General features: G+C 65.3%; 15 protein-coding genes. 11 read left to right on the plus strand and 4 right to left on the minus strand.

What is annotated here, in order from left to right; all coding sequences use genetic code 11:
• The first annotated feature begins 133 nt into the window (after positions 1-133).
• The gene (locus I6F38_RS24410; RefSeq protein ID WP_225162106.1) at positions 134-805 is read left to right on the plus strand and encodes a dienelactone hydrolase family protein; all 672 of its coding nucleotides are present in this window, start codon (positions 134-136) and stop codon (positions 803-805) included.
• A gap of 38 nt (positions 806-843) precedes the next feature.
• On the opposite strand, the gene I6F38_RS24415 is transcribed toward I6F38_RS24410, so the two are convergent.
• From I6F38_RS24415 to I6F38_RS24425, 3 genes are all read right to left on the minus strand, one after another.
• A complete protein-coding gene (locus I6F38_RS24415; protein ID WP_168856621.1) occupies positions 844-1599 on the minus strand; it encodes a polysaccharide biosynthesis/export family protein in 756 nt (251 codons plus the stop codon).
• A gap of 184 nt (positions 1600-1783) precedes the next feature.
• On the minus strand, positions 1784-2440 hold the full coding sequence (gene msrA / locus I6F38_RS24420) for a peptide-methionine (S)-S-oxide reductase MsrA (RefSeq protein ID WP_225162107.1): 657 nt from the start codon (positions 2438-2440) through the stop codon (positions 1784-1786).
• Positions 2441-2586: 146 nt separating this feature from the next.
• Positions 2587-2904 carry a hypothetical protein gene (locus tag I6F38_RS24425; protein ID WP_016842666.1) on the minus strand — a complete coding sequence of 106 codons (318 nt, stop codon included), beginning with the start codon at positions 2902-2904 and terminating at the stop codon, positions 2587-2589.
• 373 nt (positions 2905-3277) lie between these two features.
• On the opposite strand from I6F38_RS24425, the gene rpsT reads away from it, so the two are divergent.
• From rpsT to I6F38_RS24470, 9 genes are all read left to right on the plus strand, one after another.
• Entirely contained in the window at positions 3278-3544 is a 267-nt protein-coding gene (gene rpsT, locus I6F38_RS24430) for a 30S ribosomal protein S20 (RefSeq protein WP_057015335.1), read from the plus strand.
• A gap of 1232 nt (positions 3545-4776) precedes the next feature.
• Complete coding sequence (gene dnaA, locus I6F38_RS24435) at positions 4777-6207, plus strand: chromosomal replication initiator protein DnaA (protein WP_057015334.1); 1431 nt, start codon at positions 4777-4779, stop codon at positions 6205-6207.
• 265 nt (positions 6208-6472) lie between these two features.
• Positions 6473-7591, plus strand: a complete 1119-nt coding sequence (dnaN, locus tag I6F38_RS24440; protein WP_074126563.1) for a DNA polymerase III subunit beta — start codon at positions 6473-6475, stop codon at positions 7589-7591.
• A 78-nt stretch (positions 7592-7669) separates the two neighbouring features.
• Positions 7670-8035 (plus strand): DUF559 domain-containing protein, encoded by a 366-nt coding sequence (locus I6F38_RS24445; RefSeq protein ID WP_225162117.1) that lies wholly within the window; start codon positions 7670-7672, stop codon positions 8033-8035.
• Between the two features lie 73 nt (positions 8036-8108).
• Positions 8109-9245: a DNA replication/repair protein RecF gene (gene recF / locus I6F38_RS24450; protein WP_225162108.1), complete on the plus strand. Its 1137-nt coding sequence runs from the start codon at positions 8109-8111 to the stop codon at positions 9243-9245.
• Positions 9246-9731: 486 nt separating this feature from the next.
• Positions 9732-12167: a DNA topoisomerase (ATP-hydrolyzing) subunit B gene (gene gyrB / locus I6F38_RS24455; protein ID WP_018269243.1), complete on the plus strand. Its 2436-nt coding sequence runs from the start codon at positions 9732-9734 to the stop codon at positions 12165-12167.
• Between the two features lie 321 nt (positions 12168-12488).
• Complete coding sequence (murA, locus tag I6F38_RS24460) at positions 12489-13781, plus strand: UDP-N-acetylglucosamine 1-carboxyvinyltransferase (RefSeq protein ID WP_016842674.1); 1293 nt, start codon at positions 12489-12491, stop codon at positions 13779-13781.
• 57 nt (positions 13782-13838) lie between these two features.
• Positions 13839-15236, plus strand: a complete 1398-nt coding sequence (locus I6F38_RS24465) for an MATE family efflux transporter (RefSeq protein ID WP_225162109.1) — start codon at positions 13839-13841, stop codon at positions 15234-15236.
• Positions 15233-15706, plus strand: a complete 474-nt coding sequence (locus I6F38_RS24470) for a DUF2867 domain-containing protein (protein WP_225162110.1) — start codon at positions 15233-15235, stop codon at positions 15704-15706. The genes I6F38_RS24465 and I6F38_RS24470 overlap by 4 nt, the downstream gene beginning before the upstream one ends.
• Before the next feature lie 14 nt (positions 15707-15720).
• On the opposite strand, the gene I6F38_RS24475 is transcribed toward I6F38_RS24470, so the two are convergent.
• Positions 15721-16860: an FUSC family protein gene (locus I6F38_RS24475; RefSeq protein ID WP_225162111.1), complete on the minus strand. Its 1140-nt coding sequence runs from the start codon at positions 16858-16860 to the stop codon at positions 15721-15723.
• Between the two features lie 162 nt (positions 16861-17022).
• Here I6F38_RS24475 and I6F38_RS24480 point away from each other — a divergent pair, with 162 nt between their 5' ends.
• A complete protein-coding gene (locus tag I6F38_RS24480; RefSeq protein ID WP_225162112.1) occupies positions 17023-18393 on the plus strand; it encodes an MmgE/PrpD family protein in 1371 nt (456 codons plus the stop codon).
• The last annotated feature ends 226 nt before the right edge of the window (positions 18394-18619 follow it).

Consider the following 18619-nt stretch of genomic DNA (forward strand, 5'->3'; position numbering starts at 1 on the left):
AAACGTGCGAAGCGGTTTTCCGAAACGGCCATGCTCAAACGAAGAGCCAAAGCGCGATGACAATTTCTTCATCGCGCTTTGGACCACATCGTTGATGACCTTCATGCAACCCCCAAACTGACAAGGATGGACCATGGGACAAGACATCAAACTGAAAGCTTCGGACGGATTTGAACTCGGCGCCTACCGCGCCGATCCTGCCGGCGCGCCGAAGGGCGCGGTCGTCGTGATCCAGGAGATTTTTGGCGTCAATCACCACATCCGCTCGGTCTGCGACCGGCTGGCGAAGGAAGGCTATGTCGCGGTTGCACCTTCGATCTTCGATCGCATCACGCCGAACTTCCAGAGCGGCTATTCCCCCGACGAGATCGCCGAGGCGCGGAAGTTCGTCGCCAATCCGGACTGGGCCGCGATGCTACGCGACAGCCAGGCGGCGATCGACGCGGTGAAGCCGGTCGGTCCGGTCGGTATCATCGGCTTCTGCCTCGGCGGCAGCGTCGCCTATGCTGCCGCCACCAAGCTGGCCGGGCTGTCAGCCGCGGTCGGCTATTACGGCGGCGCCGTCGTGCGCTTCGCCGACGACAAGCCGGCGGTGCCGACGCAGCTGCATTTCGGCGAGAAGGATGCCGGCATTCCCTTGAGCGATGTCGAGACCATCAAGTCGAAGCGGCCCGAGGTCGATGTCTTCATCTATCCCGGCGCGCAGCACGGCTTCCATTGCGACGAGCGCGCCAGCTACGACAAGGCAAGCGCCGACATTGCCTGGCCGCGCAGCATGGAATTTTTCGCGAAGCATCTGCGCTGATAGGGCGAACCCGGAATGACGAAGGACGCTGTCCTTCTTCAGAACCAGCGCTCGCCGACGAACACCGTATCGCCCGGGCTCATCGGCGTGCCCAGCGGCACCACGAAGCGCCCGGAGCCGGACGCATCGGTGTGGGTCAGCGTCACGCTGTCGCGGCGGGCACGCGGCGAGAAGCCGCCGGCAATCGCGACCGCGCTCTCGACCGTCATATTCGGCACGTAGGGATATTGGCCGGGGGCCTGAACTTCGCCGAGGATGAAGAACGGACGATAGGACTCGATCTCGACCGCCACCGAAGGCTCGCGGATATAGCCGTTGCGCAGCCGTGCCGAGATTTCGCCGGCTAGCCCGGCCGGCGTGCGGCCGCGTGCCGGCACCGAGCCAATCAGCGGCATGGTGATCGCGCCCGCGGCGTCGATCGCATAGGAATTGGTCAGGCCTTCCTGGCCGTAGACCACGACGCGGAGCTTGTCGCCGGGGCCAAGGTGATAGCCGTTGTCGTAACCGGCGGGGGGTCCACCCGGGGAGGCGGCGGCATAGACGACCGGGGCGGCGGCCGGTGCGGCATAGCCATAACCAGGGGACGTGCTGGCGAAGGCGGAACGCAATGCGCTGATCGCACCGCCGCCGCCTGCATCGGCAACCGGCGCGGGTGCGTAGGCCGGGCCGTAGGTGACGGCATCGACTCCTTGCGGGCCGACGGCGACGGGACCGGACGTGCTCATGCAGCCAGACAGCGCGAGCGCAGCCACAACGGCAGTGATCGGCAATCGTAACGCGCGTGCAACCGGCACCGGACCTATCCCTCAACGGCGAGACAGGCCCAGTCTTGCACCACTTATGGTTAACAAAGGGTTTTCGAGGATCGAGCGGGAGGCCGGAAAAGCCGGCCTCCCATTGGCTTGGAGCCGTGCCCGGGAAGAGCGCAAACCGGTTTTCCGGAGCGAGCTCTTTCTCAACAAGACCTCAGCAAGGCGGTCAGGCGGTGACGCCGACGCCGATCGGGCAGGACACGCCGGTGCCGCCGAGCCCGCAATAGCCCGCCGGATTCTTGGCGAGGTATTGCTGGTGGTAGTCCTCGGCGAAGTAGAATTCACCGGCCGGCGCGATCTCGGTGGTGATGGCGCCGAGGCCCTTGGCGGCAAGCGCCTTCTGATACATCGCCTGCGACTCATCGGCGGCTTTGCGCTGCGCGTCGCTGAACGTGTAGATCGCGGAGCGATATTGCGTGCCGATGTCGTTGCCCTGGCGCATGCCCTGCGTCGGGTTGTGGTTCTCCCAGAACGTCTTCAGCAGCTTATCGTAGGAGATCTTCTTCGGGTCGAACACGACCAGCACCACTTCGGTGTGGCCGGTGCGCCCCGAGCATACTTCCTCATAGGTCGGGTTCGGGGTGTGGCCGCCGGCATAGCCGACCGCAGTGGTGTAGATCCCCTCGCCGAGTTCCCAGAATTTGCGCTCCGCGCCCCAGAAGCAGCCGAGCCCGAACACCGCCTGCTCGAGGCCTTGCGGATAAGGCGGCTGCAACTTGCTGCCATTGACGAAATGGGTGATCGCGGTCGGGATCGGCGTCGCGCGGCCCGGCAGCGCCTCGGCGGCGCTCGGCAACGCGGTGGTCTTGCGCATGAACAACATGGACACCTCCAGGCGGGGACATTGGCCGACGCGGCAACGGCCTGCGGGCCGGCTGTCACCTATATATGTCCTTACGCGGATGATGGCAGCCCCGTTACAGGGCGCTACGGCCAAGGAGAGTGCAGCCAAGGAGGGCTGCCGACAACTCAGTCGCGCGCGTAGCCGATCAGGGGCTTGCGCGGCCGGAACAGGATCATCAGCAGGATGCCGGCAATGCCGAGCACTGCGAATACCGGCTGCTCCAGAAGCAGGCGGATCACGTCATTCCAGAGCCAGGGGGCGAAGCGATCCACCCATGCATGGAATGCCTGCTGGCTCGACTGGTGGATGTCGTTCCAGAACTGGCCGAATTGGGTGAACCGCAGGCTCTGGTCGGCGACGTAGCGGGCCCCGTCATAGACCATGAAGATGAAGCTGCCGGCCAGCAGCAGAAGGCCGATCAGACGGAAAAAGCCGCGGATCATGCGTCACCCTAACTCCCAGTCGCGCCCCACGCGTCGTCAGGCCTTACCGGGCGCCCCCCGGAAATTCAACCTCTTCAGCGGCTTATCCGGCCCCCGCAGGGACGATTTCGGGCCCTTTTTGGGTCCCGAAAGCGTTGACGCTTAAGCCCGCGCCATCTATAAGACCGACCGATGGCGGCGGGCGCAATCCTGCCGCCGCTGTTCTTTGGACAGTGCCGCATGCGGAGGCAGCATTTTGCGCTCTTCGCATGGCCGCCTCAAGGACACCCAAGAAAACCACCTTGGACAAATACATCAGAGTTGAGATTTGAACCGGCCGGTGCGCGCAAGCCCGACCACCGAGCGATCACCGCCGAAGGACAGTTAGAGAACCATGGCCAACACCACCTCCGCCAAGAAGGCGACCCGCAAGATTGCCCGCCGCACCATCGTCAACAAGTCGCGCCGCACGCAGATGCGTGGCGCGGTGCGCACCGTCGAGGAAGCGATCAAGAGCGGCGACCGCGAGGCGGCACTGAAGGCGATGAGCCGCGCCGAGCCCGAGCTGATGAAGGCAGCGCAGCGCAACATCATTCACAAGAACCTCGCGAGCCGTAAGGTGTCGCGCCTCACGCAGAGCATCGCCAAGCTCGCGAAGTAACGGCTCGCCGCGCGAGCTGACTGGAAAACACATTTGTCACGAAGCCCGGCTCGCGCCGGGCTTTTTGTTTTTGTCTCGACTTTTGTCGTGGAAGTTTCATAGCGCGAGAACACTTCGCGTTGCCGCGCAACGAACTGCGTGTCATGTTTCGTTTCGTCGCGTCCGTAGTTCTACCGGCTCAACATGCTTAACGCGCCGCACTCGCCCACAGATTGTTCTTCGCTAAGCTAGATAGATGGAATAGCGCGCAAGCATTCCGCGGACGAAACTTGCGAAGCGGGGTTACCCTGCAAAAGTAATCGAGAAAAATGACGTGTCGCGAATTACTTATGCACATAGCGTTGGACAGCGATTGGAAAAATGACCGGCGCGAGACCAAATGTAAATTTTCTATGAAAAATTTTTGGTATTGCACCGTCGTTTGTGACACGCGTGAATCTGTGCGCTGATTCAAAAACTTGCTTTCGCAACTCAGCATCGGCAACGCCGCAACAGTCGCGAAGAGTCTCGATCCCCGTCGAATCCACGGATTGTCAGAAAATCAGCTTGGTGTATTTATTTCTTGTTCGCGACGCCCACGGCTCTCCAGATCAGCGCGGTTTGAGACCCAGGGGCGGACGCACAAATCGGCGGCGGTGTGTGCGTTAGCGACGCTTTCCAAGCGAAGCTGAATTGACGGCTCATAGCGATATGAGGACGGACGACCTGTGTCAAAAATTCTCCGGCGATGTCCCCGGCAATTTGGGGGATCGAACAAGAGAGACCAGGACGTCAATCGGAATTTGGCAGCGGGAACGCGGAGCGAGTGAACGGGTTGACGACGACACGGCGGCGGCGAAGCGCCGGGCATTTCGGTGTTCGGTAGCAGCAGTTCGAATTTGAAGACACGAGCAAGCTGACAACTTGCCGCGATACGTCGCGGCGGGAGGGGGAGGTCTTATGGCTTACGGTATCATCACTGCAGTCGAACCAACGACAGCCGAAGCGCAAATTTCCAGTGGTGCCGTAATCAACTCCTCGGACGTCAGCTCCCACCCGAAGCGTCCGTCGAGTACGCGCTGACCTCGCGGGGCGCATCTTCTCCAAACAGCTGATCTGTCGGGTGGCGCATGGCCGCCGCACGGGAGAGCTTTGTCCGGAGCAGACCGCGCCCGCTAGAGGTCGCGCCGCGGCAGGAAGCCTGCACGGCGCTTTCGCAACGATTATCTCTCAGACTTGGAAGTACGAAGGCAATGACGAACACGGAACAGGATCGCTGGTCGCGGGTGAAGGGACGTTTGCGGACGAGCGTTGGCGAGGACGTCTACACGAGCTGGTTCGCTCGGATGGATCTGGAGAGCGTGCACGACGAGAGCGTGCACCTGTCGGTTCCGACCCGGTTCCTCAAGAGCTGGATCCAGGCGCATTATGCCGAACGCGTGCTCTCCTGCTGGCAGGCCGAGATGCCCGAAGTGCATCGCATCGACCTCACCGTGCGCTCGGCGATCCGCGCGACGGCTCCGGTGAAGGAAACGGTTGCGCCCGTCGAAGTGCGTCGCATCGAGCGCACCGACGGCAGGCTCGTGCCTGAACTGCGCTCGGTTGCGACCGCGCCGGTGTCCGCGAGCCACGACGCGCTCGGCGGCTCGCCGCTCGATCCGCGCCTGACCTTCGCCAGCTTCGTCGTCGGCAGGTCCAACACGCTGGCTCATGCGGCGGCCCGCCAGGTCGCGGAAGGTCGCCGCGGCGATCCCGTGATGTTCAACCCGCTCTACATTCATGCCGGCGTCGGCCTCGGCAAGACGCATCTGCTGCAGGCGGTGACCTGGGCCGGCAATTCCGGCGGCGAGCGCAAGGTGCTGTATCTCACCGCCGAGAAGTTCATGTACGGCTTCGTCGCGGCGCTGAAGACGCAGACGGCGCTGGCCTTCAAGGAGGCCCTGCGCGGCATCGACGTGCTGGTCATCGACGATCTGCAGTTCCTGCAGGGCAAGTCGACGCAGGCCGAGTTCTGCCACACGCTGAACGCGCTGATCGATGCCGGCCGCCAGGTCGTGATCGCTGCCGACCGTCCGCCGTCGGATCTGGAAAGCCTCGACGACCGCGTGCGCTCGCGACTTGCGGGCGGCCTCGTGGTCGAGATGGGCTCGCTCGGCGAGGAGCTGCGGCTCGGCATCCTGAAGTCGCGCGTCGCCGCCGCCCGCGCCCACCATGCGAGCTTCGATGTGCCGGAGGAGGTGCTCGACTATCTGGCGCGTACCATCACCCATAACGGCCGCGACCTTGAAGGCGCGATCAACCGCCTGCTGGCGCACTCCAAGCTCAACAACCAGCCGGTGACGCTGGAGATGGCCGAGCGCGAGGTGCGCGACCTGATCCGCCCGCAGGAGCCGAAGCGGATCAAGATCGAGGACATCCAGCGCGTGGTCGCCCGGCAGTACAATGTCAGCCGCTCCGACTTGCTGTCGTCCCGCCGCACCGCCAATGTGGTGCGCCCGCGCCAGGTCGCGATGTATCTGGCGAAGACGCTGACCTTGCGCTCGCTGCCGGAGATCGGCCGGCGCTTCGGCGGCCGCGACCACACCACGGTGTTGCACGCCGTGCGCAAGATTGAGGCACTGGTCGCCAAGGACACGGCGCTCTCGGAGGAAGTCGAATCGCTGAAGCGCCAGCTGCAGGAATAGGGCCGCTTCATCCGGCCGGCTCGTTCCATCGCCCTCCCCTTTGCCAAAGGGGAGGGCTAAACTTTTTTCCGACCCAAAACGTGGGGAACGGGGCTCGTTTCACGCCCGTATCCCTTGCACCGGCCGCCCATCCGCGCCACCTTGCGGTCCCCCCGTGGGTTTGATCAAATCCGGTATTGATCCGGCTTTTCGGGTTTCCAATGCCGCGGTGCTGCCCTGAACGGCCGCCCGGCTTTTCCATCTGAGGGATCTGGCGGGTATTGCAATGAAGGTCACCGTCGAGCGCGCGCAACTCCTGAAATCGCTGGGTCACGTTCACCGCGTGGTCGAGCGCCGCAACACCATCCCGATCCTCGGCAACGTGTTGATCCGCGCCGAGGGCGCCAAATTGTCGCTGAAGGCGACCGACCTCGACCTCGAGGTGACGGAGACCTTGGCCGCCGAGACCGGAACCGCCGGCTCGACCACGGTGCCCGCGCACATGTTCTACGACATCGTCCGCAAGCTGCCCGACGGCTCGCAGATCGTGCTGGAAGCCGACGGCGACCGCTCGGTGCTGGCCGTGCGTGCCGGCCGCTCGCGCTTCACGCTGCAGACCCTGCCCGAGAGCGACTTCCCGGGCCTTGCCGCCGGCGACATGACGCATTCGTTCTCGCTGCCGGCGTCCGACATCAAGCGCCTGATCGACCGCACCCAGTTCGCGATCTCGACCGAAGAGACCCGCTACTACCTCAACGGCATCTATCTGCACGCGGCCGGCAGCGCCAAGGCGGCGACCCTGCGCGGCGTTGCGACCGACGGTCACCGGCTGGCGCAGATCGACCTCGCGCTGCCCAAGGGCGCAACCGGCATGCCCGGCGTGATCGTCCCGCGCAAGACGGTCGGCGAGGTGCAGCGGCTGATCGAGGGCGACGACGCCGAGATCTCGATCGAGCTGTCGGACGGCAAGATCCGCTTTACGCTGGGCAATGTGGTGCTGACCTCGAAGCTGATCGACGGCACCTTCCCGGACTATGGCCGCGTCATTCCGCAGAACAACGACAAGGAACTCGTCGTCGACAAGAAGGATTTCGAGGCCGCCGTCGACCGCGTCTCGACGATTTCCAGCGAACGCGGCCGCGCGGTGAAGCTCGCACTGTCCGCGGGCAAGCTGGTGCTCTCGGTTACCAACCCGGATTCCGGCAGCGCCACCGAGGAGCTCGAGGTCGAGTACGCCTCCGACGCGCTCGATATCGGCTTCAACTCGCGCTATCTGCTCGACATCGCCGCCCAGATCGAGGGCGAGGTCGCGGTGCTGAAGCTCGCCGATCCCGGTTCGCCGACCCTGGTGCAGGACCGCGACAGCAAGGGCGCGCTCTATGTGCTGATGCCGATGCGGGTGTGATGACCCTCTCTTCACGAGCAACTGCACCCTCTCCCCTTGTGGGAGAGGGTGGCGCCGCAGGCGCCGGGTGAGGGGTTGGTGCCGCGAACGCCGCACCATCGACCGACCGATAAACGCCTCCGCAGCTTCGCAAAGAAGATGCGCCGGGAGCCGACTGACGCGGAAGCGAAGATGTGGCGCCTGCTGCGCGATCGGCGCCTGTCGCACTTGAAATTTCGAAGGCAGGTTCCATTTCGAAATTACATTCTCGACTTCGCGTGCTTCGAGAAGCGCCTCGCCATCGAGATCGACGGCGGTCAGCACGCTTCGTCGCCGCGTGATGCATCCAGGACTGACGCGCTTGCGGCGGAAGGCTTTCAGGTCTTGCGCTACTGGAACAATGACGTATTGCGGACGCCCGGGGCGGTGCTGGAAGACATTGTCGCCAAGCTTGCCGAGCTGTGAGATACCCCTCACCCGTCGCCTCACTTCGTGAGACGCCACCCTCTCCCACAAGGGGAGAGGGGAAGGAAGAGAGATGACCCCGTCCCGCATTCACCGCCTGTCGCTGACGCATTTCCGCAATTACCGGACGGCGACGCTGCAGGTCGCCGGCGACATGGTGGTGCTGGTCGGGCCGAACGGCGCCGGCAAGACCAATTGCATGGAAGCGGTCTCGTTCCTGTCGCCGGGCCGCGGCCTGCGCCGCGCGACGCTGGAGGACATCGCCGACAACCAGGGCGACGGCTCCTGGGCGGTCTCGGCCGAAGTCGAAGGCGCGCTCGGCCTTGCGACGCTCGGCACCGGCATCGATCCGCCGACCGGCGACGCCGGCAGCACGAGGCGTTGCCGCATCGACCGCGAACCGGTGGGGTCCGCGACCGCGTTCGGCGATCATCTGCGCATCGTGTGGCTGACGCCGGCGATGGACGGCCTGTTCATGGGCGCCGCCTCGGAACGGCGGCGCTTCTTCGATCGCCTGGTGCTGGCGATCGATTCCGAGCATTCCAGCCGCGTTTCCGCGCTGGAGCGCTCGCTGCGCTCGCGCAACCGGCTGCTCGAGGTGCGCAACTATGACGACCATTGGTGTGATGCGATCGAGCGCGAGACCGCCGAGCTTGCGGTCGCGGTCGCCGCATCGCGCGGCCAGACCGCCGCCAAGCTCGCCGCGATGCTGCGCGAGCGCGGCGCGGCCTCGGCCTTCCCCTCCGCCGAGATCATGCTCGACGGCTGGATGGAGAACGCGCTGCTGCAGGAGCCCGCAACCGCGGTGGAGGACCGCTACCGCGAGATCCTGCGCGCCAGCCGGCCGCGCGATGCCGCCGCCGGGCGCACGCTCGACGGCCCGCATCTGACCGATCTGCAGGTGGTCTACGCGCCGAAGAACATGCCGGCGCGTGACGCCTCGACCGGCGAGCAGAAGGCGCTCTTGATCGGGCTGGTGCTGGCGCACGCCACGATGGTCGCGGAGATGACCGGCATCGTGCCGCTGCTGCTGCTCGACGAGGTCGTCGCCCATCTCGATCCGAACCGCCGCAAGGCGCTGTTCGACGAGCTCGCCAAGCTCGGCGCGCAGGTCTGGATGACCGGCGCCGATCCCGCGGCGTTCGTCGATGTCGGCCCGCGAGGAGAGATTTTCGACGTCGAATCCGGCCGCGCCACGCTGCGCGGCTGATTGGCTAGTCTAGGGCAATCTGAAGCGATGGCGCCGTCGCAGAGCGCATTGCCAAAATATCGAAAACAACCCCATGCAAAGTGGCCAGCGGCGGCAGGCGTTCGACCAAGCAGCTTGACACGTCGGGCAACTCAGGAGCAATATTCTAATATTCCGAAATTACGGGAGCATCCCTCGCCCCCGGTTCGCCCATGCCCAGCGGGAGAAGCGAACCTCCGAAGTCGCTCCAATTCAGCCTGGTCTCATCATGTTTCTGGCGGCGCAGAATCGGCCTCGATAAGGGCTCCGAATCCGCCACCCAATCGGGCTTTTCAAAGCCCTCGGAATCGGCCTTTGAAAGCCTTGAAACAGGCCTAAAAAATCCTATTTATTCAATAGTTTGTAGATGGAGACTTTGCGCTAGGCGCAACCCCTCTTTCATGGCACAAATAGCGGAATCAGCGCCTCATATTGCGCAGCTGATTCGGATATCCTCGAAGGCCTCACATGACTGAACCTGCCCGGCAGACCCCTGCCGAATCTGAGCATCCCGTTCCGGCCGAATATGGCGCGGAATCGATCCGGGTGCTGAAGGGCCTCGACGCCGTCCGGAAGCGCCCCGGCATGTATATCGGCGACACCGACGACGGTTCCGGCCTGCACCACATGGTCTACGAGGTCGTCGACAATGCGATCGACGAGGCGCTGGCGGGCCATGCCAGCCGCGTCCTGGTCACCCTCAACGCCGACAATTCCGTCACCGTGTACGACGACGGACGCGGCATACCGGTCGGCATCCACAAGGAAGAGGGCGTCTCGGCAGCCGAAGTCATCATGACCCAGCTGCACGCCGGCGGAAAATTCGACCAGAACTCCTACAAGGTTTCCGGCGGTCTGCACGGCGTCGGCGTCTCCGTCGTCAACGCGCTCTCCAGCAAGCTCGCGCTGCGGATCTGGCGCGACGACAAGGAGCACTACATCGAATTCGCGCACGGCGATGCCGTGGCGCCGCTCAAGGTGGTCGGCGATGCCCCGGGCAAGCGCGGCACCGAGGTCACCTTCCTCGCCTCGGTCGAGACCTTCAAGAACATCGAGTATGATTTCGCTACGCTGGAGCACCGGCTGCGCGAGCTCGCCTTCCTCAATTCGGGCGTCAACATCGTGCTCTCCGACATGCGTCACGCGGTCGAGAAGCGCGAGGAGATGCACTATTCCGGCGGCGTCGAGGAATTCGTCAAATATCTCGACCGCAACAAGAAGGCGATCGTGCCGGCACCGATCATGGTGCGCTCGGAAGCCAACGGCATCGGCGTCGAGGCGGCGCTGTGGTGGAACGACAGCTACCACGAGAACGTGCTGTGCTTCACCAACAACATCCCGCAGCGCGACGGCGGCACCCATCTGGCCGGCTTCCGCGGCGCGCTGACCCGCCAGGTCAACGGCTATGCCGAGGCCAATGCGAAGAAGGAAAAGATCGCGCTGACCGGCGACGATTGCCGCGAAGGCCTCACCGCGGTGCTGTCGGTGAAGGTGCCCGATCCGAAATTCTCGTCGCAGACCAAGGACAAGCTGGTGTCCTCGGAGGTTCGACCGGTGGTCGAGAACGTCCTGAACGAGGCGCTGGCCGCCTGGTTCGAGGAGAATCCGAAGGAAGCCAAGGAGATCGTCGGCAAGGTGATCCAGGCCGCCGCGGCCCGTGAGGCTGCGCGCAAGGCGCGCGAGCTGACCCGCAAGAATCCGCTCAGCGTCTCCTCGCTGCCCGGCAAGCTCGCCGACTGCCAGGAGAAGGACCCGGCCAAATCCGAACTGTTCATCGTCGAGGGCGACTCGGCAGGCGGCAGCGCCAAGCAGGGCCGCAACCGCGAATTCCAGGCGGTGTTGCCGCTGCGCGGCAAGATCCTCAATGTCGAGCGCGTCCGTCCCGACAAGATGCTGTCGTCCGAGCAGATCGGCACGCTGATCACCGCGCTTGGCACCGGCATCAGTGACGATTTCTCGGTCGACAAGCTGCGCTATCACAAGATCATCGTGATGACCGACGCCGACGTCGACGGCGCCCACATCCGCACCCTGCTGCTGACCTTCTTCTATCGTCAGATGCGCTCGATCATCGATGGCGGTTATCTCTATATCGCCCAGCCGCCGCTCTATAAGGTCTCGCGCGGCAAGTCCGAGCAATACCTGAAGGACGAGCGCGCCCTCGAGGACTACCTGATCTCGACCGGGCTCGACGAATGCGTCTTCAAGCCGGCCTCCGGCGACGACCGCTCGGGCCGTGATCTGCTGTCGCTGGTCGAGGACGCCCGGGTCATCCGCTCGGTGCTGCGCAACCTGCACAGCCGCTATAATCGCGCCGTCATCGAGCAGGCCGCGATCGCGGGCGTGCTCAATCCCAGGATCACCGGCGATATCGCCACCGCCAATTCGGCGGCCGAATACATCGCCAAGCGGCTGGACGCCGTGGCCGAAGAGGTCGAGCGCGGCTGGATCGGCACCTTCACGGAGGGCCAGGGGTTCCAGTTCGAGCGCACCGTGCGCGGGGTCAGGGAATTCGCCGTGATCGACGACGCCTTTCTCGGCTCGGCCGACGCCCGCAAGCTCGATGAATATGCGACCGAACTGCAAGAGATCTACGTGCGCGCGGGCAAGCTGCGGCGCAAGGATGCCGAGCAGATCATCCACGGCCCGATCGACCTGTTCGAGGCCGTGACCGACGCCGCCCGCAAGGGCATCTCGCTGCAGCGCTACAAAGGTCTCGGCGAGATGAACCCGGAGCAGCTCTGGGAGACCACGCTGGACACCGAGGCGCGCTCGCTTCTGCAGGTGAAGATCAAGGAGGTCGACGAGGCCGACGATATCTTCACCAAGCTGATGGGCGACGTGGTCGAGCCGCGCCGTGAGTTCATCCAGGACAATTCGCTCAGCGCCACCATCGACATCTAGGAGGCCTGCGGCGCATTGCACCACCGTCATTGCGAGGAGCGAAGCGACGAAGCAATCCATTTTTCAGCTTGCGGCGCGATGGATTGCTTCGCTCCGCTCGCAATGATGTGGATCGTACAGTGCACACTACTTCCATTACCCTGGAGGCGAGCAACCGTCCTGACGGGTGACATCTCCGTGACAGCGCGACCGGTGCAGCCGCGGCGCTACCTTTCGTGTGGAAGCAGCGCCGCCAGTTGTGTTACGGTGCCGGACGGCCTTTGATTCCGTTGTGGAATTTCCAATGGCCCAGTCTGAATGATGCGTTAGGGGACATTCCGCGTGCCGCCGATCCAATACATCGTCGAAGGCGGCCGCCGCCTTTCGGGCACCATCGAGCCGTCGGGCAACAAGAACTCCGCGCTGCCGATCATCGCCGCGGCACTGCTCACCGAGCATCCGGTCACGCTGACCAACGTGCCGCGCATCCGCGACACCGAAACGCTGGTCGAATTGTGCCGCTCGGTCGGCGCCACCGCCGAATGGACCGAGCGCAACACGCTGCAGATTCATGCCAAGGAGATTCGCGCCGCCGATCTCGATCCGGCGCTGTGCGCGCGCATCCGCGCCTCGATCCTGCTCGCAGGCCCGCTGCTCGCCCGCTGCGGCGAGGTCGCGCTGCCGCCGCCCGGCGGCGACGTGATCGGCCGCCGCCGGCTCGACACGCACTTCCTGGCCTTCGAGCAGCTCGGCGCCACCGTCACCGCGACGCACCGGCTGGAATTCCGCGCCACGCGGCTGAAGGGCGCCGACGTGTTCCTCGACGAGCCCAGCGTCACCGCGACGGAGAACGCGCTGGTCGCCGCAGTCGCGGCGCGCGGCACCACCTATCTGCGCAACGCGGCCTCCGAGCCGCATGTGCAGGACCTCGCCAATTTCCTGATCGCCCTCGGCGCCAAGATCGAAGGCGTCGGCACCAACACCATCATCGTGCACGGGCCGGCAACGCTCGGCAGCACGACTTTCGCGATCCAGCCCGACCATATCGAGGTCGGATCGCTGATCGGGCTCGCCGCGGTGACCCGCTCGCCGCTACGCATCGCGCGCGCCGGCGTCGAGCATCTGCGCTCGATCCGGATGGGCTTTGAGCGGCTCGGCATCGTCTGCGGCGTCGAGGGCGACGACCTCGTCGTCCCGTCCGGCCAGACCATGAAGATCCAGGACGATTTCGGCGGCCATGTGCCGAAGCTCGAGGACCAGCCCTGGCCGGCCTTCCCGGCCGACCTGATGTCGATCGCGATCGTCACCGCGACGCAGTGCGACGGCGTCATCCTGATGCACGAAAAGATGTTCGAATCCCGGATGTTCTTCGTCGACAACCTGATCGCGATGGGTGGCCGCATCGTGCTGTGCGACCCGCACCGCGCGATCGTCGCCGGCCCCAGCCGGCTGCGCGGCGCGCCGATGAACTCGCCCGACATTCGGGCCGGTATGGCGATGCTGCTGGCGGCGGTATGTGCCGAGGGCACCTCCACCATCAACAACGCCGACCAGATCGAGCGCGGCTATGAGCGGATCGATGAGCGGCTCAACGCCCTCGGCGCCAAGATCAAGCGGATTCCCGCGCGATCGTGATTCCCTGCGGCAGCTTGGCCATCCTTCCGGCCGGTCTGCCGTGCTAAGCGTGCCGTCATGACCTGCATCGACAAGATCGACCCGGCCGCGCCGAACGCGGCCGTTGTCGTCCCTCGCAACCTGTTCACGGCCGAGCTCGCGGAAACGCTGAAGCTCGCGGTGCCGCTCGCCCTGACGCAGCTCGGGCAGATCGCGATGATGACGACCGATCTCGCCTTCATCGGCCGGCTCGGCAGCGAAAACGTCGCCGCCGCGGCGCTGGCGCATACCGTGTATTTCGTCAGCTTCACCATTGGCATGGGCATGATGTCGGCGGTCTCGCCCCTGGCCGCGCAAGCGTTCGGCGCGCGCAATCCGCGCGTGATGCGGCGCGCGCTCCGCGTCGGCTTGTGGGCCGGCTTCTTCATGGTGCTGCCGCTGATGGCGCTGCCGTTCCAGGGCGAGCGCATCCTGCTTATGCTCGGCCAGACCCAGGCCACCGCGCATCTGGCGCAGCAATATCTGTTCGGTCTCGCCTGGGGCATCTTGCCGGCGCTGTGGTTCATCGCGCTCCGCGGCTTCATGAGCGCGGTGAACAGGCCGGAGCCGGTGCTGTGGATCACGCTTGCGGCGATCCCGGCCAATGCGCTGATGGTCTACCTGTTGCTCTACGGCAAATGGGGCATGCCCGAACTCGGCATGTTCGGCGCCGGGCTTGCGACCACGATCGTCAATCTCGGCACCTTCCTTGCCGGCGTGTGGTTCGCGGCGCGCCGCCGCCCGTTCCGCAAGTACCACGTATTCAGCCGCGTCTGGCGCATCGACTGGCCGCTGATGGGCAAGCTGGTCGCCGTCGGCGCGCCGATCTCGATCGCCTTCCTGCTGGAGTACGGCTTGTTCGGCGCGGCCGGCCTGCTGATGGGGCTAATCAGCACCACGGCGCTGGCCGCGCACCAGATCGCGCTGCAGATCGCGGCGATCCTGTTCATGGTGCCGTTCGGCGTCAGCATGGCTGCTACCGTGCGGGTCGGTCAGGCCGTCGGCCGCCGCGATACCGACGCGGTGCAGCGCGCCGGCTTTGTCGCGATCGCGCTCAGCGGCATCTTCATGAGCATCATGACGCTCGCGGTGATCCTGGCGCGCTTCGAGATCGCGGCGCTGTTCCTCGGCGAGGCCTCCGACACCACCGCGCAGCTCACCGCGGCGCTGCTGTTGATCGGCGCGACCTTCTTCATCGCCGACGGCATCCAGACCACCACCGCGGGCGCGCTGCGCGGCATGAACGACACCCAGGTGCCGCTGCTGTTCGCCGTCATCAGCTACTGGCTGATCGGCTTCGCGTCGGCCTCGGCGCTCGCCTTCTGGGCGAAACTCGACGCCGCCGGTGTCTGGATCGGGCTGTCGCTCGGGACGGCGGTCTATGCGACCCTCCTTGTCTTGCGTTTCCGCCGGCTGGCACGCAGACTGGGCAAATGAGGGTCGACGAGATCACGCCGAACGTGGATTCCGCCGCGCTGCTCGCCGGCGCGCAGTTCATCGACGCGTTCCGGATCGCGACCGCGCGCCCCGACCTCGATGCGCGGCACGCCGCCGAGGCGATGGTGGCGCGGCAGCCGCGCTGGATCGAATGGCTGCTTGCCCTGCGTAATTTCGTCGTCGCGCCGCTTGGCCTGAAAACCTCGGGCGCAGCCGACGGCGTGGCGCGCGACATGATCGGAATCTTTCCGGTGGTCAGCGAGACGCCGGAGCGGCTGGTCGCGGGGTTCAACGACAAGCATCTCGACTTCAGGCTCGTCGTCGACGTCGCCCCCGCGGGAGCTGTGCGCAGCATCACCGCGACCACGCTGGTGCTCACCCACAACTGGTTCGGGCGCGCCTATCTCGCGGTGATCCTGCCGTTCCATCGCCTGATCGTGCCCGCGATGCTGCGCAAGGCCATAGGCTGAGCTACTACTCGATCTCAAGCCGCGCTTTTCTCCGGCGTGTCGGCGACGATCTTCTCGGCGGCGTCGGCGTTGGTGCACCAATTGCCGTGGCAGCGCTTGAGGTCGTTGAGATTCTGCCGCATCTGGTCGAGCGAGAAGCCGAGCGCGTAGAAGCGCTCGGCGGCATCGACCGGGAGGCCGCGGATCAGGCCATCCCTGCGGACCGCGGCGACCTCCTCGCTATAGGCATGCAGCGCGGCATCGACCGGCGCCATGTCGGCCGGGCCGCTACCGGCGCGCAGGGCGGTCGCGACCGCCACCATGTAAGTCACGATCGCCTTGCTGACGTCGGCCAATGGCCGCGCCAGCCTCGCCTGGATATCGGCCGGCAGCGGCACCACGCAGGCCCGCCCGATCATCACGACGTCGTGCCGCAGCCGCTGGATGGTCCGCAGCAACGGGCCGGTGTCCGGCCCCGATGACAGATGCATCGAGCGCTCGCGCTCGGCCTCGAGGCCGGTCGCGTGCAGATTGGTCACCGCGGTGCCGATGCCGTCCTGGATCCGGTGCAGCGCGTCGTTGTCGAGGCCGCGGGTCAGGCCCGCGAGCAATTCGGCGAACGCCGCCGACAGCAGCTCCAGCAGCTTCGATCCATTGACCCTGATCTGACTGACCGCGCGCGACGGCAGCACCAGGAACGAGATCAAAAGCCCGGTGAGCGCGCCGACCGTCACCTCGAGGATGCGGTCGATCGCGGAATCCAGCGGGTTGGAGTGATGCATCGTCGGCAGCAGCAGCACGATCACTGCCGTCACGGTCGCAGAGTTCAGACTCGGATTGAGCGCGGCGATGAAGGCCAGCGGCACGATCGCCAGCACCAGCAGCGCCAGCAGGCTGCCCTCGCCGGAATGCGGGATCAGCACCGCGATCGCGCCGCCATAGACGGCGCCGCCGATGGTACCGAGCATGTAGTCGCGGCTGGCCTTCAGCGAGCGGCCGACGCTCATCTGGGTCACGATCAGCGAGGTCAGCACCGCCCAGAGCGGCAGCATCAGGTTGAGCGCCAGCGCGATGGTATAGGCCGCCACGCCGGCGGACGCGATCCGGACCGCCAGCGCCAGCTGCGTCTTGCGAGCCCAGAGCTGGTCGAACATGCGTTTTGCGAAGGTCCTCATGCACCGTGATCCGCAATCAAAGGAAAGGCCCGTGTTACATGACTTGAAGCTAACCGACCTGAAGCTAACCGATTTGGAGCATGGCAGCTGCCCGCGGCGGCAAGGTGGCTTGAAAGGCCTGACCTGCCCGCCTACCCTGCGCCGCAAAATTGAGGAAACACGATGGCCCACGAAACCGCAACGCTCGCCGCCTATGTCGCCGACCTGAAATATTCCGACATTCCGCCGGAGGTGCTGGAGCGAGCCAAGGTTTTGACGCTGGATTTCCTAGGCAGCACCATCCGCGCCCGGCGCGATGCCGAATCGACGCCGTCGCTGATGAAGATGCTGGAGGCGCTGGCGCTCGACGGCAAGGGCGAGGCCACCGTATTCGGCGACACCAAGACCTGGACCCCGGCGGTTGCGGCGCTGCTCAACGGCGCGCTCGGCCATTCGCTCGACTTCGACGACACCCATGCCGATTCCTCGCTGCATCCGAGCGCACCCGTGGTGCCCGCCGCGTTCGCGGTCGGCGAGATGGTCGGCGCCTCCGGCCGCGACGTGCTGACCGCGATCGTCGCCGGCTATGAAGTGTGCTGCCGGCTCGGCAACGCGCTGGACCCGACCTCGCATTACGCCCGCGGCTTCCATCCGACCGCGACCGCCGGCACCTATGGCGCCGCCGCGGCGGCAGCCAAGCTGTTCGCCCTGTCGAAGGATCAGATCATTTCTGCGTTCGGCGTCTCCGGCAGCCAGGCCGCGGGCTCGCTGCAATTCCTGGTCAACGGCGCCTGGAACAAGCGCTACCAGGTCGGCGCCGCCGCGATGAACGGCGTGATCGCCGCGACCCTGGCGCGCAACGACTTCATCGGCTCGAGCGAGGCGGTCGAAGGCAAGCACGGCCTTCTGGTCGGCTATACCGATGACGCTCATCCGGACAAGGCGGTGGCGGACTTGGGCCACACCTATGAGACGCTGAAGATCGGCGTGAAGCCGTATCCGAGCTGCCGCTACACCCACGCCGCGATCGACGCGCTGATCGCGATGCGGCGCGAGCACAATCTGACGCCGGACCAGATCAGGAAGGTCGAAATCGGTCTGCACCGCAACGGCATCACGCTGACCGGCGACGCCGCCACCAAGCGCCACCCGACCTCGGTGGTCGGCGGGCAGTTCTCGATGTTCTTCACCGGCGCGATCGCGCTCGACCAGGGCCATTTCGGCTGGGACGACTACGACCGGCTGGGCGATGCGGCCATCGACGCGCTCGCCGACAAGTTCGACGTCGTGCAGGACGACCGGCTCGAGGTCGGCCGCACCCATCCGTTCGGCGCCCGCGTCTCGATCACGACAGATGACGGCACCCATGAGCGCCTCTACGCCGATCCCTCCGGCGAGCCGACCTCGTTCCCCGACGCAAAGGCGATGCAGCAGAAATTCCTGACGCTGGCCCGCCCGGTGCTCGACAAGCGCGCCGACCAGCTCGCCGACGCCATCCTGACGCTGGAGCGCTTCGATCGCGTGGAGAAGGCGACACAGCTGGGAAGGCAGTAAGCAGGCCGTCGAGGCGCAGGCTGCACGCCACGCCCACAGCTGTCGTCCTGGCGAAAGCCAGGACCCATATGTGGACGGCCCCCGTGGCACAAGAGCTGTTTGGTGAGATCGGATCGCTTGCATCCATATGTCCGGCCTGTTGGGTGCGATCGAATGGATCGCTGGCCAAGATGGTTTGCGCGATGCGAGTTCCAAACAACCACGCGGCCTGTTGGCGGCCGATGGG

The sequence above is a fragment of the Bradyrhizobium sp. BRP56 genome (assembly GCF_020194035.1).
Lineage (GTDB): Bacteria > Pseudomonadota > Alphaproteobacteria > Rhizobiales > Xanthobacteraceae > Bradyrhizobium > Bradyrhizobium australafricanum.